Annotated in this window: 11 protein-coding genes and 1 riboswitch; of the genes, 5 read left to right on the forward strand and 6 right to left on the reverse strand. The window is 71.9% G+C overall.

What is annotated here, in order from left to right:
* Nucleotides 1-85: 85 nt before the first annotated feature.
* Nucleotides 86-337 (reverse strand): hypothetical protein, encoded by a 252-nt coding sequence (locus tag ACZ3IG_RS10215; RefSeq protein WP_467430698.1) that lies wholly within the window; start codon nt 335-337, stop codon nt 86-88.
* The gene (locus ACZ3IG_RS10220; protein ID WP_467430700.1) at nt 324-1,751 is read right to left on the reverse strand and encodes a PspC domain-containing protein; all 1,428 of its coding nucleotides are present in this window, start codon (nt 1,749-1,751) and stop codon (nt 324-326) included. The genes ACZ3IG_RS10215 and ACZ3IG_RS10220 overlap by 14 nt, the downstream gene beginning before the upstream one ends.
* Nucleotides 1,752-1,930: 179 nt before the next feature.
* Here ACZ3IG_RS10220 and ACZ3IG_RS10225 point away from each other — a divergent pair, with 179 nt between their 5' ends.
* From ACZ3IG_RS10225 to ACZ3IG_RS10235, 3 genes are all read left to right on the forward strand, one after another.
* Nucleotides 1,931-3,223 carry an ATP-binding protein gene (locus tag ACZ3IG_RS10225; protein WP_467430702.1) on the forward strand — a complete coding sequence of 431 codons (1,293 nt, stop codon included), beginning with the start codon at nt 1,931-1,933 and terminating at the stop codon, nt 3,221-3,223.
* Nucleotides 3,220-3,939, forward strand: a complete 720-nt coding sequence (locus ACZ3IG_RS10230) for a LuxR C-terminal-related transcriptional regulator (RefSeq protein ID WP_467430703.1) — start codon at nt 3,220-3,222, stop codon at nt 3,937-3,939. The genes ACZ3IG_RS10225 and ACZ3IG_RS10230 overlap by 4 nt, the downstream gene beginning before the upstream one ends.
* Nucleotides 3,940-4,117: 178 nt before the next feature.
* On the forward strand, nt 4,118-4,471 hold the full coding sequence (locus ACZ3IG_RS10235; protein ID WP_437085466.1) for a hypothetical protein: 354 nt from the start codon (nt 4,118-4,120) through the stop codon (nt 4,469-4,471).
* Nucleotides 4,472-4,535: 64 nt separating this feature from the next.
* Here ACZ3IG_RS10235 and ACZ3IG_RS10240 read toward each other — a convergent pair whose 3' ends face one another.
* Nucleotides 4,536-5,699, reverse strand: coding sequence for a C40 family peptidase (locus ACZ3IG_RS10240; RefSeq protein ID WP_467430706.1), 1,164 nt, complete (start codon nt 5,697-5,699; stop codon nt 4,536-4,538).
* A gap of 8 nt (nt 5,700-5,707) precedes the next feature.
* Nucleotides 5,708-5,882, reverse strand: a riboswitch (cyclic di-AMP (ydaO/yuaA leader).
* A gap of 231 nt (nt 5,883-6,113) precedes the next feature.
* Here ACZ3IG_RS10240 and pcrA point away from each other — a divergent pair.
* Nucleotides 6,114-8,624: a DNA helicase PcrA gene (pcrA, locus tag ACZ3IG_RS10245; RefSeq protein ID WP_467430708.1), complete on the forward strand. Its 2,511-nt coding sequence runs from the start codon at nt 6,114-6,116 to the stop codon at nt 8,622-8,624.
* A gap of 111 nt (nt 8,625-8,735) precedes the next feature.
* On the opposite strand, the gene ACZ3IG_RS10250 is transcribed toward pcrA, so the two are convergent.
* Nucleotides 8,736-10,421, reverse strand: coding sequence for a M23 family metallopeptidase (locus ACZ3IG_RS10250; protein ID WP_467430710.1), 1,686 nt, complete (start codon nt 10,419-10,421; stop codon nt 8,736-8,738).
* Nucleotides 10,422-10,675: 254 nt separating this feature from the next.
* Nucleotides 10,676-11,707 carry an esterase/lipase family protein gene (locus ACZ3IG_RS10255; RefSeq protein ID WP_467430712.1) on the reverse strand — a complete coding sequence of 344 codons (1,032 nt, stop codon included), beginning with the start codon at nt 11,705-11,707 and terminating at the stop codon, nt 10,676-10,678.
* Nucleotides 11,708-12,217: 510 nt separating this feature from the next.
* On the opposite strand from ACZ3IG_RS10255, the gene ACZ3IG_RS10260 reads away from it, so the two are divergent.
* Nucleotides 12,218-12,634 carry a cobalamin B12-binding domain-containing protein gene (locus ACZ3IG_RS10260; RefSeq protein ID WP_467431640.1) on the forward strand — a complete coding sequence of 139 codons (417 nt, stop codon included), beginning with the start codon at nt 12,218-12,220 and terminating at the stop codon, nt 12,632-12,634.
* Nucleotides 12,635-12,725: 91 nt separating this feature from the next.
* On the opposite strand, the gene ACZ3IG_RS10265 is transcribed toward ACZ3IG_RS10260, so the two are convergent.
* On the reverse strand, nt 12,726-14,378 hold the full coding sequence (locus ACZ3IG_RS10265) for a DUF5691 domain-containing protein (protein WP_467430713.1): 1,653 nt from the start codon (nt 14,376-14,378) through the stop codon (nt 12,726-12,728).
* Nucleotides 14,379-14,417: the final 39 nt, after the last annotated feature.

Here is a 14,417-nt window from a genome sequence, read left to right on the forward strand (position 1 = left end):
ACTCGGTGACCCGGCGATCCGGGGGTCGGGGGTCGGGACGAGAGAAAACGGAGTTGCGGGGTCCGCGTCGGTCCTCCGCCTGGTCTCAGCCCCGGGCGTCCGCGTGCGGCTCGGCGGTGTCGGGCGGGCGGTGGCCCGGCGTCCGCCGGCGTCGCCGTACCCCGTGGGCCAGCGTGCCCACCGCACCCGCGAGACAGAGGCCGCCGATGACGACGGGGATCACCACGAACCACGGTGTCTCCCACAGCTTCCCCGCGTCGCCGGCGTAGACGACGCCCGCCACGGTCAGGAAGGCCCCGGCCACCAGCCGCCCCGGCTGGAACTCATGACGCAGCACGGCTCACCTCCGCCTGGCCGAGGCCGACCTCCACATCGAGGTCGAGTGTCCCGGCGTCCTTCCCGCCCCCGGTGGGGGTCAGGGTCACCCGCCGGTGTTTGTCCGGTGCCACGTCCACGTCCTTCTGATCGTCGCCGGGCAGTTGGATGTCGCCCAGTCCGACCTCGACGTCCAGCCGCACCGTCACGTCCGGCGGCACGATGACCCGTATTCGGCCCAGGCCCGCCTCGGCCCGGGTGGTGACCGTCCGGTCCGTGCCCAGGTCCAGCCGGGACAGGTCCAGGGTGCCGACGCCGGTGCCGACCTCGTACCGCTGCTTCACCTCCGCCGGCGAGGCGGGTGTCCAGTCGGCGCGCACCCACTCGGTGCCGATGTCCTTGGGCAGGGCGGCCGACGCGGCGAGCAGCCCCGCCGTGACGATCGCCAGGAAGACCGAACCGGCTCCCGTGCGCCCGAGGAAGGCGCTGACCGCGATGCCCAGACCGAAGACGGCCAGCGCGCAGGCCAGGCCGGTCTGCAGGCTGGTGCCCAGCGCCTGCTCGCCCCAGGACGCCCGGGTGCCGAGGGCGCCGGCGACGAGGGCCAGCAGGAAGACCCAGCCGCCGATCCCGCGGGGACCGCGCGGCCTGGGCGGCCGGGAGCGCGGTTTGCCCGGGCCCGCCCGGTCGCGGTCGTGGCCGTGGTCGCCCAGGCTGATGTTGACGGCCGCCGCTATGTCCCGGGCGCGGGCGTCGCTCGGCCCCCACAGATAACCCGTGCCGCCGGCATGGGAGCCGTCCTTGACGATGGGGTCACGCCACCAGGACGGCCAGGTGATGATGACCGGTGGCGCCTTCGCCTCGGGCGGGGCGTCGGCGACGGCCTGCGCGGCGAGCGGGTCGGGCCCGGGCGTGCCGCGCTGTTGCGACCAGTACCCCGCGCCCGCGAGCAGAAGGGAGAGGACCACGGCGAAGGTGAGCACCCCGCTGTTGTGCAGCATGGTCAGGAAGACGCCGCAGCCGACCAGGGCGAAGAGCACGGCTGCCAGCGCCTGGCCGTCGACGCGTCCGGTCAGCAGCTTGCGTACCTCGTTCTCCTCCTCGTCGTCGGCCGGGACGAACAGCCACGCGAAGCCGTAGAAGAGCAGACCGAGGCCGCCGGTCGCGGAGAGCACCGCCAGCGTGATCCGGAAGATCACCGGGTCCATGTCGCACTGCCGGCCGAGCCCCGAGCACACCCCGGCGACCATCTTGTGCCGCCGGTCGCGGCGGAACCGGTGCGGAGGCCCGGGCACGCCCGGCCCGACCCCGGCATCGGCGCCGGCACCGGGCGTGGCAGCCGCGCCGGGCGCGGTGTCCTGCGGCCCGGCGCCCCGTGGCGGGCGCGGGCCGGCACCGGGCCCCGTATCCGCCGCGGCGCGCTCGTTTTCTGTCATGCGTCCATGGTGGCGGGCGCGGCGCCGCGGCGGCAGCCGGTACGACCCTGGTCGGACCCTGATATCGGCCCTGATGAGGCGCCGGGGAGATGTTCGACGACACGCCGCCGCGAAGATCAGGGGAGTCTCCGGGATACACCCTGATGCCCTGGCCCCGGGGCCGTGTGACCATCGTTGGCATGCCGGAAGCCGCAGCAGCGCCAGTCGTCGAGCCACGGCCGCCGCGCAAGCTCTACCGCAGCAGCGACGGACGCTGGCTCGGTGGAGTGGCGCGGGGGCTCGCGGGCCACCTCGGGCTGCCCGTGGTCTGGGTGCGGCTGGTCTTCGTCGGCCTGTTCATGGCCGACGGGCTCGGCGCGCTGCTCTACGCGGCGTTCTGGTTCTTCGTGCCGCTCGGCGTCGGCGGTGTCGACGCGCAGAAGCCGCCGTCCCTCGTCTCCACCGAGACCTCCCCGGACGGCCGCCGCAGACTCGTCGCCCGCAGACCGGACAAGGGACAGATCGTCGCCCTGCTCCTCATGGTCGTCGTGGCCATGGTCTTCGTGGGCAACGTGGATCTGAGCGGCGGGGTGAAGGCGTACCTCTGGCCGACCGTGCTGGTCGGTGCGGGCGTCGCCCTCGTCTGGCGGCAGGCGGACAACGCCCGCCGGGCCCGCTGGGTCGAGGCGGGCCGGCGCCGACGCACGGTCCGGCTGCTGCGCGCGGTGGCCGGGGTACTGCTGGTGACGGCCGGTGTCTCCGGCATCTTCGTGCTCCAGGGCTCCGCCGCCCACCTCGGGTCGGTGCTCCAGGCGGCCCTCGCGGTCCTGGTCGGCATAACGCTGCTGGCCGGGCCGTATCTCGTGCGCATGACGCAGGACCTCTCCGAGGAACGCCTGATGCGCATCCGGGCGCAGGAGCGCGCCGAGGTCGCCGCCCATGTGCACGACTCGGTGCTGCACACCCTGACCCTGATCCAGCGCAACGCGGAAAGTCCCGGCGAGGTACGGCGCCTGGCCCGCGCTCAGGAGCGGGACCTGCGCGCCTGGCTCTACAGACCGGAGGGCAACGGCAAGGACGAGGACGACGAGCCGGCGACCCTCGCCGAAGCCGTGAAGCGCGACGCCGCCGAGGTCGAGGACAAGCACGGCGTCCCCATTGAGGTCGTCGTGGTCGGCGACTGCCCGCTCGACGAACGGATCGGGGCACAGACGCAGGCCGCGCGCGAAGCGATGGTGAACGCGGCCAAGTACGGTGGCGAGGGCGGTGCCGTACAGGTCTTCGCCGAAGTCGAGGGCAGGACGGTCTTCGTGTCCGTCCGGGACCGGGGGCCCGGCTTCGACCCCGAGTCGATACCCGCCGACCGGATGGGTGTCAGAGAATCGATCATCGGCCGCATGGAGCGCAACGGCGGCACGGCGCGACTGCGCGCGGTGCCCGGCGGCGGCACGGAGGTCGAGCTGGAGATGGAGAGGGCGGAGAAGACGTCATGAGCGACCCGACCGAAGCGAACACGGAGTCCGCCGAGTCGACCGGCGGAGCGGCCGGACGGCAGGTGCGCGTGGTCCTCGTCGACGACCACCGCATGTTCCGTACGGGCGTGCAGGCCGAGATCGGCCGGACCGAGCAGACCGGGGTCGAGGTGGTCGGGGAGGCCGCCGACGTCGACCAGGCCGTCACGGTCATCACCGCGACCCGGCCCGAGGTGGTCCTGCTCGACGTCCACCTCCCGGGCGGCGGTGGCGTCGAGGTCCTGCGTCGCTGCGCCCCGTTGATGGCCGACGCCGAGCGGCCCGTCCGCTTCCTCGCCCTGTCCGTCTCGGACGCGGCGGAGGACGTGATCGGCGTGATTCGCGGCGGTGCCCGTGGCTATGTGACCAAGACGATCACCGGCTCCGACCTCGTCGACTCGGTCTTCCGCGTCCAGGAGGGCGACGCCGTCTTCTCGCCCCGTCTGGCCGGCTTCGTCCTGGACGCCTTCGCCTCCACCGACGCCCCGCCGGTCGACGAGGACCTCGACCGCCTCACCCAGCGGGAGCGCGAGGTGCTGCGCCTGATCGCCCGCGGCTACGCGTACAAGGAGATCGCCAAGCAGCTGTTCATCTCCGTCAAGACGGTCGAGTCCCATGTCTCGGCGGTCCTGCGCAAACTCCAGCTCTCCAACCGGCACGAGCTGACGCGGTGGGCCACCGCACGGCGCCTCGTCTGACGCGGCCCGTACCGGACGGCCTTGGCGGCCTGTGCATGTGACTCAGGCCCCCCACGGGCCCGTTCTCTCGCAGGGTGATGACCGATGTGTGGAATCGGGAGCGCGGCGGCCGGGGGGTCGGGGAACTTGGGGGACTGGTGGCCGGCCGGATTCGCGCCCTTCATTAGGCTCCGGACTCATGGACGTACTCATCCACCTCTTCGTCGGTCTGCACATCATCGGCATCGCGGCACTGCTCGGCGGCTTCCTCACTCAGATGAAGGCGATGGGCGAGGGCACCGCCCGCTTCGGTCCGGCGATGCTGCACGGCGCGCTGACCATGCTGGTCACGGGGGTGATCCTGGTCGGGCTGAACCAGGCCGACGACCAGTCCGTCAACAACATCAAGATCGGCGTGAAACTGGCCGTGCTGGTCGTGATCCTCGGCCTCGTCTACGTGAAACGGGACGAGGAGAAGGTGGAGAAGGGCCTGTTCGGGCTGGTCGGCGCGCTGACCATGGTGAACGTCTTCATCGCGGTGCTGTGGACCTGAGCGCCGGCCGCGCGGACACGACCGGCGCACCAGGCCGGGGCCGGTGCCGAGCGAGCGGAACCGCTCAGGCCGGACGCACCACGCTGTAGATCGACGACTCGCCGTCGTAGTAGACGGACTCCTCGCGGACGTACGCGCCCGGCTTCGGCGCGTGGATCATCATGCCGTTGCCGATGTAGATGCCGACGTGCGAGATGTCGTCGTAGAAGAAGACCAGGTCACCGGGTTGCGCCGCGGAGATCGACACCGTGGTGCCGGCGTTGACCTGGTCGTAGGTGACGCGGGGCAGGTCGACGCCCGCGTCCTTCCAGGCGGCCTGGGTGAGGCCGGAGCAGTCGTAGGAGTCGGGGCCGGTGGCGCCCCAGACGTACGGTTTGCCGATCTGGGCGCGGGCGAAGGCCAGGGCCTTCCCGGCCTTGGTGGCGTACGAGGAGTCGGTCGCGGACGACGACCCGGTCGACCCCGAGGAACTGCTCTCCTGCGCGGCGGCGGTCTTCGCGGCCTCCTCCTGGCGCTGCCGTTCCTCGGCCTGCTGCCGGGCCAGCTCCTGGGCCTTGCGGGCCGCCTCCTGCTGCTTCTCCTTCTCGATCGCGGCGAGCCGCGCCTTCTCCTGGGCGGTCAGGTCGGCCAGCAGCTCACGCGCGGAGGCGAGTTTCGTCTGGACGGTGGCCTTGGCCGTCTTCAGGTCCTTCTGTGACGTGGTGAGCGTCTGGAGGCTCTCGGTGGCCTCCTGGCGTTTCTCCATCGTCTCGGCCTGCTGGGTGACGTAGTCGTCGACCATCTGCTTCTGGCGGCCGGTGAGCCGGTCCATCAGCTGGTTCTGGTCGAAGTAGTCCTGCGGGGAGTCCGCGAGCAGGAGGGTCGCGGTGTCGGAGACGGCCGCGCCGGTGCGGTACTGGGCGGCGGCGAAGGAGCCCAGCTCCTCGCGCGCGTCGTTCAGCTCCTGGGTGCGCTGGGCGACGTCGTCCAGGAGGCTGTCGACCTGCTCGCGCTGCTTCGCGGTCTTCTCCTCGGCCGCGTTGTACTTCTCGGTGGCCGACCCGGCCTGGCGGTAGAGGTCGTCGACCTTCTTCTGGACCTCTTCGAGGCTCGGCCGGTCGTCGGAGGGGGCCGCGGTGGCCGTCTGGGGGAGCAGGGCCACGGAGGTCAGCGCGGCCGTGGCCAGGACCGGGGTCCGTATGCCTGCCATGAGCGTTCCGGCGGGACGCGACTTGCGGTGCGACGCCAAGGGAGGCGACTCCTTCCGTGCTCCGCCTACCGGGTTAGCTGTCGGGTTCGGGCGGTGTGGTGTTACGGAAGGCTGCCCTACGGTTCGCGCCCGGAGCGGGCTGTGAACCGACTCACCCCATGTCACGGTGGGTCCCCGGTTCCGGGCGCCACGCGGGCACGCCGGATTCGGCGGAGGCCGCGCGGCCCGGCGACGTTCGCCGGTGGGGGTCGAGCGGCCCGCCCGCACCGTAGCCAACTCGTGTGCCCCCTGTGAAGGTTGAAGGGTGATATGCCCGATACATTTTCGTGACCTAGAGGGCTTCCCTCACGGTGGGTGATGTGCGGTGACGGGAGCGTGTCCGGCGGTACGGGTCCGGCCGGGTTTTCGAGGGGGCGTCCGGTTGTCGGTGGGGCGCCCTAGACTCGTAGAGCGATGAGCAGCCTCTTTGACGACAGCTTCCTGGCGAGCCTCCAGGCCCCCCGCGGGCACGAGGAGGAACCTCCGCCACCGCCCGAGGACGAGCACGTACCGGAGCCGATCCCGGACGATCTGTTCGCCGGGAAGTTCGACGTGCCGCCGGACCGGGACCCCTACTACCGGGACGGCGCCCCGCGCCCGGTGACGGACCCCGCCGCGCTCCTGGAGGGGCTGAACGAGAACCAGCGCGCCGCGGTCGCCCACGCCGGCTCCCCGCTGCTCATCGTGGCCGGTGCCGGTTCCGGCAAGACCCGCGTACTCACCCACCGCATCGCCCACCTGCTCGGCGCGCGCGGTGTCCACCCCGGCCAGATCCTCGCGATCACCTTCACCAACAAGGCCGCCGGTGAGATGAAGGAGCGCGTCGAGCAGCTCGTCGGCCCGCGGGCGAACGCCATGTGGGTCATGACCTTCCACAGCGCGTGCGTACGCATCCTGCGGCGGGAGTCGAAGAAGCTGGGTTTCACGTCGTCGTTCTCGATCTACGACGCCGCCGACTCCAAGCGGCTGATGGCGCTGGTCTGCCGTGACCTGGACCTCGACCCCAAGCGCTTCCCGCCGAAGTCCTTCAGCGCCAAGATCTCCAACCTGAAGAACGAGCTGATCGACGAGGAGGACTTCGCCGCCCAGGCCGCCGACGGCTTCGAGAAGACCCTCGCCCAGGCGTACGCGATGTACCAGACGCGCCTGCGCGAGGCCAACGCCCTCGACTTCGACGACCTCATCATGACGACGGTCAACCTGCTGCGCGCCTTCCCGGACGTCGCCGAGCACTACCGCCGCCGCTTCCGGCATGTCCTGGTCGACGAGTACCAGGACACCAACCACGCCCAGTACGCCCTGGTGCGCGAGCTGGTCGGCACCGGCGCGCACGACGAGGACGTCCCGCCGGGCGAGGGCGACGTCCCGCCCGCCGAGCTGTGCGTCGTGGGCGACGCCGACCAGTCGATCTACGCCTTCCGCGGCGCGACCATCCGCAACATCCTCCAGTTCGAGGAGGACTACCCGGACGCGACCACGATCCTCCTGGAGCAGAACTACCGCTCCACGCAGACCATCCTGTCCGCTGCCAACGCGGTCATCGAGCGCAACGAGTCGCGCCGGCCGAAGAACCTGTGGACCAACGCGGGCGCGGGCGAGCGGATCACCGGGTACGTCGCGGACACCGAGCACGACGAGGCGCAGTTCGTCGCCGACGAGATCGACCGGCTCACGGACGCGGGCGAGGCCAAGGCCGGCGACGTCGCCGTCTTCTACCGCACCAACGCCCAGTCCCGTGTCTTCGAAGAGGTCTTCATCCGCACCGGCCTGCCCTACAAGGTCGTCGGCGGCGTCCGCTTCTACGAGCGCAAGGAGGTCCGGGACGTCCTGGCCTACCTGCGGGTCCTCGCCAACCCCGAGGACTCGGTGCCGCTGCGGCGCATCCTCAACGTGCCCAAGCGGGGCATCGGCGACCGGGCCGAGGCGATGATCGACGCCCTTGCCCAGCGCGAGAAGATCAGCTTCCCGCAGGCGCTCCGGCGCGTCGACGAGGCGTACGGCATGGCCGCGCGCTCCACGAACGCCGTCAAGCGCTTCAACACGCTGATGGAGGACCTCCGCACGATCGCCGAGTCCGGCGCCGGACCGGCCACCGTGCTGGAGGCGATACTGGAACGCACCGGCTACCTCGCCGAGTTGCAGGCCTCCACCGACCCGCAGGACGAGACCCGGATCGAGAACCTCCAGGAACTCGCCGCCGTCGCCCTGGAGTTCGAGCAGGAGCGGGCGGAGGCGGAGGGGGAGCAGGCCGGGACCGGCACCCTCGCCGACTTCCTGGAGCGGGTCGCGCTGGTCGCCGACTCCGACCAGATCCCCGACGAGGAGGACGGCGACGGCGTCGTCACGCTGATGACGCTGCACACCGCCAAGGGCCTGGAGTTCCCGGTCGTCTTCCTGACCGGCATGGAGGACGGCGTCTTCCCGCACATGCGCGCCCTCGGCCAGACCAAGGAACTGGAGGAGGAGCGGAGGCTGGCGTACGTCGGCATCACGCGCGCGCGTGAGCGGCTGTACCTGACCCGTTCGACGCTGCGCAGCGCCTGGGGGCAGCCGTCGTACAACCCGCCCTCACGGTTCTTGGAGGAGATCCCGGCCGCCCATCTGGCGTGGAAGCGGACGGGCGCGAGTGCCGCCGCCTCGTCCGCCGGGCCGGTGTCCGGGGTGGCGGCCTCGCTGTCGTCCTCCCAGTCCCGGTCCCGGTCGCGTTCGTCGGCGTCCGGCGGGTCCGGGTTCGCCACGCGCCGGGCCGGTGAGCAGCCGGCGGTGTCGCTGGCGGTCGGGGACCGGGTCACGCACGACCAGTTCGGGCTGGGGACCGTGGTCGCGGTGAAGGGCACGGGAGGCAACGCCGAGGCGACGATCGACTTCGGTGACACCAAGCCGAAGCGGCTGCTGCTGCGGTACGCGCCGGTGGAGAAGCTCTGACGGAACCTCGGACCTGCGCCCCCTTCGGGGGCCGGGGCCCGGGCGGTTTACGCCGGGTGGTTCGGGCTTTCTACGTCCGGGGAGTCCGGGAAGTCCGGGGGGCCGGGCCGCTCACGTCGGGTCGAGGTCGTGGCTGCGCAGCCACGCCAGCGGGTCGATCGCCGAGCCGCCGGAGGGGCGCACCTCGAAGTGCAGGTGCGGGCCGGTCGAGTTGCCGGAGTTGCCGGAGTACGCGATCGCGTCCCCGGCCTTGACGGTCGTACCGGAGGCGACCTGGTAGCTGGAGAGGTGGCAGTACCACGTCTCCGTGCCGTCCTTCGCCGTCACGATCATCATGTTCCCGTACGCGCTGTTGTACTGGGTGCGGACCGTGCCGTCGGTCGCGGCCACGACCGTCGTGCCGTACGAGACGGGGAAGTCGATGCCGGAGTGGACGGACATCCAGTTGATGCCGGACTGGCCGTAGTAGGCGCTGAGCCCGTGCTGTGCCACGGGGAGCGCGAACTTGGGGCGCAGTCGCTCCTTGCGCGCCGCCTCCAACGCCGCGCGCTTCTTCTCCGCCGCCTGCTCGGCCCTGAGGTCGATGCGCTCCTGGGTCCGGCTGGCCCGGTCGGCGAAGTCGTCGGCACCGGCGGAGAGACTGGCGAGCTGGGTGTCGAGCTTGTTGTTGGCGGCGGACGGCTTCACGGCCTGGGGCTGGGGGTCCGACGCCGAGGCCGTGTTCTCCTTGCCGCCGTCGCCGTTCAGGCCGTCGACGGAGGCGGCGGCGATACCGGCCACGCCCATCACACAGGCCGAGGGCACGGCGATGGTCAGCAGCGCGGAACGCTTGGCGGGCTGGCGGCGGCGCGACCGGGATCCGCTCCGGGAAGCCGCGCGGGCGGCGGCGCGGGTGCCGGGCGCCTGCGGCACGTCAGCGGCAGGTGCGGTCTCTTCCTGCCCCTCCAGCAGCGGCGCGACGGCGGGGAGTTCGCCGGTGGCGGCGAGGCCGTCGTCCGGACCGGCGTCGTGCGGGTCGCTCTGGGGGTGGTTCTGCGGGTTGCCCTGCGGGTTGTCCTGTGCGGTGCCGTCGTGCGTCGGCGTGCCGTCGGTGTTCCACTGGGTGGCGTCGTACGCGCCGGTGTCGAAGGTCTGCGTGCCCCAGTCCCACTGCTGGGTCTGGGCGGCGGGGTCCGCCGGGGCCGGGGTGGAGGCCGGGGCGCCGGACTGGTCGATCTGGTCGAGCCGGTCAGGCTGGAGCCAGGCGCTGCTGTCCCACTGACCGCTGGTGTCCGGGGCCCCCGGCTGCGGCGGCACGGTGGGCAGGGGCTGGCAACCGTCCGCCCAGGTGGTGGTGTCGAAGGCTCCGGTGTCGTACGTGGCGTGATGCTGAGCGGCGTACGCGTCGTAGTTCAGGGTCTGGTGGCTGCCGGTGTCCAGCGTGTGGTGGCTCCCGGTGTCCAGGACATGGTGTCCGCCGGTGTCCAGGGTCTGGTGACCGCCGGTCCACTGGGTGGTGTCGTACGTGCCGGTGGTGTCGTAGGCGGCGTACGCGCCGGTCGTGTCGTACGTGGCCGTGGCGGCAGCCGCGGCAGTCGTGGCGGCGGCGTACGGAGCGGCCTCGTATTCGCCAGTGCTCTGACCCGGGAGACTGCCGAAGAGCGGGTCCGCGGCAAAACCAGTGGTGTCGTAGCCGCTGTACGTGGTGAGGTCGCCGTACTGGGCTTCCTGGATGCCGTACGACGCGTAGTGCGCCGAGGCGGCTTCGGAAGCCGCGGTCGGGGCGGTGGGGGTCCCCGACGGGTGACGGTCGTTCACCAACTTCTCTTTCGCCTCGACAACAGGGGCTGCCAGAGCAGTGCGGCGACTGTACCCGGCGGTACGCGGGCGCGACAATCTTCCTCAGGTTTCGCTCGCGCAGGAAACGGGCAATCGGCCGTGATTCGGCGGACTGCGGGCACGGGTTTGGTCTTGTGTTCGAGAGTTGTTCGATGGGCCGGTCGCGAGTGAACGTCTTTTCGCGTTCGGTGGACGCGCGCTGGATGCCGGATGCGTGGCCTGTCGGACGGCTGTCAGGCGACCGTGAGCCCGGTGGGGCCGGTGGAACCGGTCGGGGCGTCGGAGTCGGCCTCCGACGGTGCGCTGATATGACTCGCGTCGAGGGCCTGCCGGATTCCGGTTGCCACCGCGGGGTGAACCGGCAGGGCCAGATGGCCGATGCCGCTGACCCGTACGTTCTGCGCCAGCAGGTCCGGGTGGTCCAGGCGGGCCGCCTCCAGCGGAACCATGAGCGGGTCCAGGTCGCTCCAGAAGCTGACGAAGCGGGTACGGCAGCCGGGCGCGGGGCGGGCCAGTTCCTCGATCACCGGAGAGCCGGGGCGCATCTGGCGCACGATCGGGTGCGCGTTGGCCAGTGGCGCCACGCGGGTGCCGGTGTGCGGGGTGCCGAGGGTCACCAGCATCCGGACGCGCCGGTCACCGCCTAGGCGCTGGACGTAGTACCGGGCGATCAGCCCGCCGAGACTGTGCCCGACGATGTCCACCTGGTCCTTGCCCGTGCGCTCGCAGATGTCCTCCAGGTGCCGGCCCAGCAGCTCCGCCGCGGTGCGTATGTCGCAGGTCAGCGGCGAGTAGTTGAGCGACTCGACCTGCTGCCTGCCGTGCTGCGCCAAGCTGCGGCGGAGCAGGACGAAGACGGACCGGTTGTCGATGAAGCCGTGCAGCAGGACGACCGGGGGGCGGTTCTCGGCCTGCGTCGGCAGTCGCGGGGGTGCGATGGAGGTTCCGGCGGAGCTTTCGGCGGCGGTGCGGCCGTCGGGGGCGGGGGCCTCGGTGGCGGTGGGGGTGGCGGTAGCGGTGTCGGCTTCGTCGTGCGTGGCGGAGGGCCGGCGGTCTGGCGAGACCGGCGTGGGCAGCGTCGGTGCCGCCCGGCGTTCCTGGATGATGCCCGAGGGGTAGAGGATGACGTGCCCCGCCAGGATCGCGATCTCCAGGGCCGTCGCCTTCAGCAGGCCCAGGGACACACCCGCGACCTTCACCGGCAGAACCGGTGCGAGCCGCTGACACAGCGGTCGAAAGGGCTGCACTGCCCAGCTGACCTTCATGGCCGGCCTCCCGTCGGTACGCGGAAGAACGCCTCTGTCTCCCGTGTGCCCTCATGGAGAGCCGTGACACGGGTGCCGGGCGGTGCAAATGGGGTACAGCGTGACTTCTGCGAGGGGTGAGGTCCGGCGCACCAGCGATGAGCTGGTAGTTCGCGTATTCCGTCGATGCGTCGGTGGTGTGCCGGCGGTCTGCCGGTGGTGTGTGGTGGTGTGTGGTGGTACGCCGGAGGGTGTGCGTGCGGTGAGCGGGTATCCCGCGTGCGGCCCGCGTACTGTCCCCGTGCTGTGCGTGTCCCCGTGTTCGCTGCGCGTGTGCTGTGCTGCCCGGTGCGTCCGTGTCGGGCGCGGCTCTCCTTGCGCGGTCCCGCTGATGGTCGGAACGCTGCGCGGTCAATATGTTCTTCTGTGTGATTTCCCCCTCGGTGTCCACCGCGAAACTGCCGGTTGCGGGATGCTGGAGATAACGTTCGTTCACTTCATCAGAGGTCGCTTCATGTCATGGAGGCAGTGATGGGCGTGGCAGCCGGACCGATCCGAGTGGTGGTGGCCAAACCGGGGCTCGACGGACATGACCGAGGGGCCAAGGTGATCGCGCGGGCGCTGCGCGACGCGGGAATGGAGGTCATCTATACCGGGCTCCATCAGACCCCCGAGCAGATCGTCGACACCGCGATTCAGGAGGACGCCGACGCGATCGGCCTGTCCATCCTCTCGGGCGCGCACAACACGCTCTTCGCCGCCGTGATCGACCTTCTTGAGGAGCGGGACGCGGCGGACATCCTGGTCTTCGGGGGCGGGATCATTCCGGAGGCCGACATCCCGCCGTTGAAGGAGAAGGGCGTCGCGGCGATCTTCACCCCTGGCGCGACCACGACATCGATCGTGGAATGGGTGCGGGAGAACGTGCGGCAGCCCGCGGGGGCATGAGGGTCAGGGAGCGGAATGGATGGGCAGGGGCAGAGGCAGGGGCAGGGGCGCAGGGGACGGAACGGGCGCGGTACGGCGGGGCGGCCCCACGTCAGTGTGGCCTCTGGGCTCGGGGAACGTCCGTGAGGGCCGGGCCCGGCTCCAGTTCCTCCGCCATCGTCGCGCGCAGCCGCAACGTGGTGACCAGGCGCTGGAACGCCTCCGCCCAGTACCCGCCGGCCCCTGGTGACGCGTCCTCCGGCTCGTCCGGTATCGCCGACAGCCCGTCGAAACGGTCCGCCTCGGAGGGGTCGAGACACCGTTCGGCCAGGCCCATGACCCCGCTGAAGCTCCAGGGGTAATTCCCGGCGTCCCGAGCGATGTTGAGGGCGTCGACCACCGCCCGTCCCAGCGGCGCGGCCCACGGCACCGCGCACACCCCGAGGAGCTGGAACGCCTCGGACAGACCGTGCGTGGCGATGAACCCGGCGACCCACTCGGCCCGTTCGGCGGCGGCCAGGACACCGAGCAGCTTGGCCCGCTCGGCCAGGGACACCGCGCCCGGCCCTCCGGCCTCGGGCGCCGTGGGCGAGCCGAGGAGTGCCCGTGCCCACGCGGTGTCCCGCTGGCGTACGGCCGCCCGGCACCACGCGGCGTGCACCTCGCCCTGCCAGTCGTCCGCCACCGGGAGCGCGACGATCTCCTGGGGCGTGCGTCCGTCCAGGCGCCGGGTCCACGTCGGCAGCGGCGCCGCTTCCAGCAACTGGCCCAGCCACCAGGACCGCTCGCCCCGTCCGCTGGGCGGCTTGGGGACGACACCGTCGCGCTCCATGCCCGCGTCGCACTCGTGCGGCGCCTCCACGACGATCGTCGGGGCGCTCTGTGTGCGGTCGATGGACACACAGGTCACCGCTCTCGCGGCCATCCGCTCCGCGAGCGCCGAACCCGGCAGCGCCGACAGCAGCTCCGCCGCCGTGGCCCGCACGTTGCGGCTGCGGTCGGTGAGCGCCTGCTCCAGGAACGGTTCGTCGTCCGGGCCGAGGCCCGTGCGGAGCGAGTCGAGGAACATCAGGCGGTCCTCGGCCCGTTCCGTCGCCCAGGTGGTGGCGAGCAGGTCGCGGGCGTCGGCGGGGTGCCGGGCGCGCAGGGACGAGAGCAGCGCGACCCGCTCGGCGAACAGGCCCTCTTCCCACAGCCGGCGAACCCGGTCCGTCTCCTCCGGGAGCGGCAGTGCGGAGTCGCCGCCCGGTGCCGCGCGCAGGGCGAACCGCCAGTCCGGGTTCAGCCGCGCCAGCCACAAGGCGCGGGGCCCGGCGAATTCCAGGGCCGCCGGGCGCAGGTCGGTGCGTCCGCGTGCCGCGTCCAGCAGGGCGGGCAGTGCCTCCGGCGGGGCCGCGTACCCGTGGTCGTTCGCCGCCGCCAGCCACTGGGGCAGCAGCTCCATGAGGTCCGGGGCCGACCCGCGCCGGCCGCCGCCCGTGCCGGGACGGTCCGTGAGCAGCAGGGCGAGCCTGCGGGCGGCGGCCTCCGGCAGGGGCGGACGGTGATCGGCGGGGGCCGGCGCCGGACGCTCCGCCGACCGGGCGGGACGCAGGGAGGCCCTCCTGCGGACGGTCTCCATGGCCGCCGCGTCCAGCAGGGCCGTCGGAGCGTGCGGACCGGGTGCGCAGCCTGGCGGAGTACGCCGTTCCGTGCCGAGCAGGGCCGCGGTGACCAGTTCCTCCCAGACGGGCGGCGCGGTCGCGGGCGCGGATGTCCTGGACATGCGGTTCCTTTTCCTGGAGAGGGTCGGGACGGGTGTCTG

Source organism: Streptomyces sp. NPDC016677, assembly GCF_055562815.1.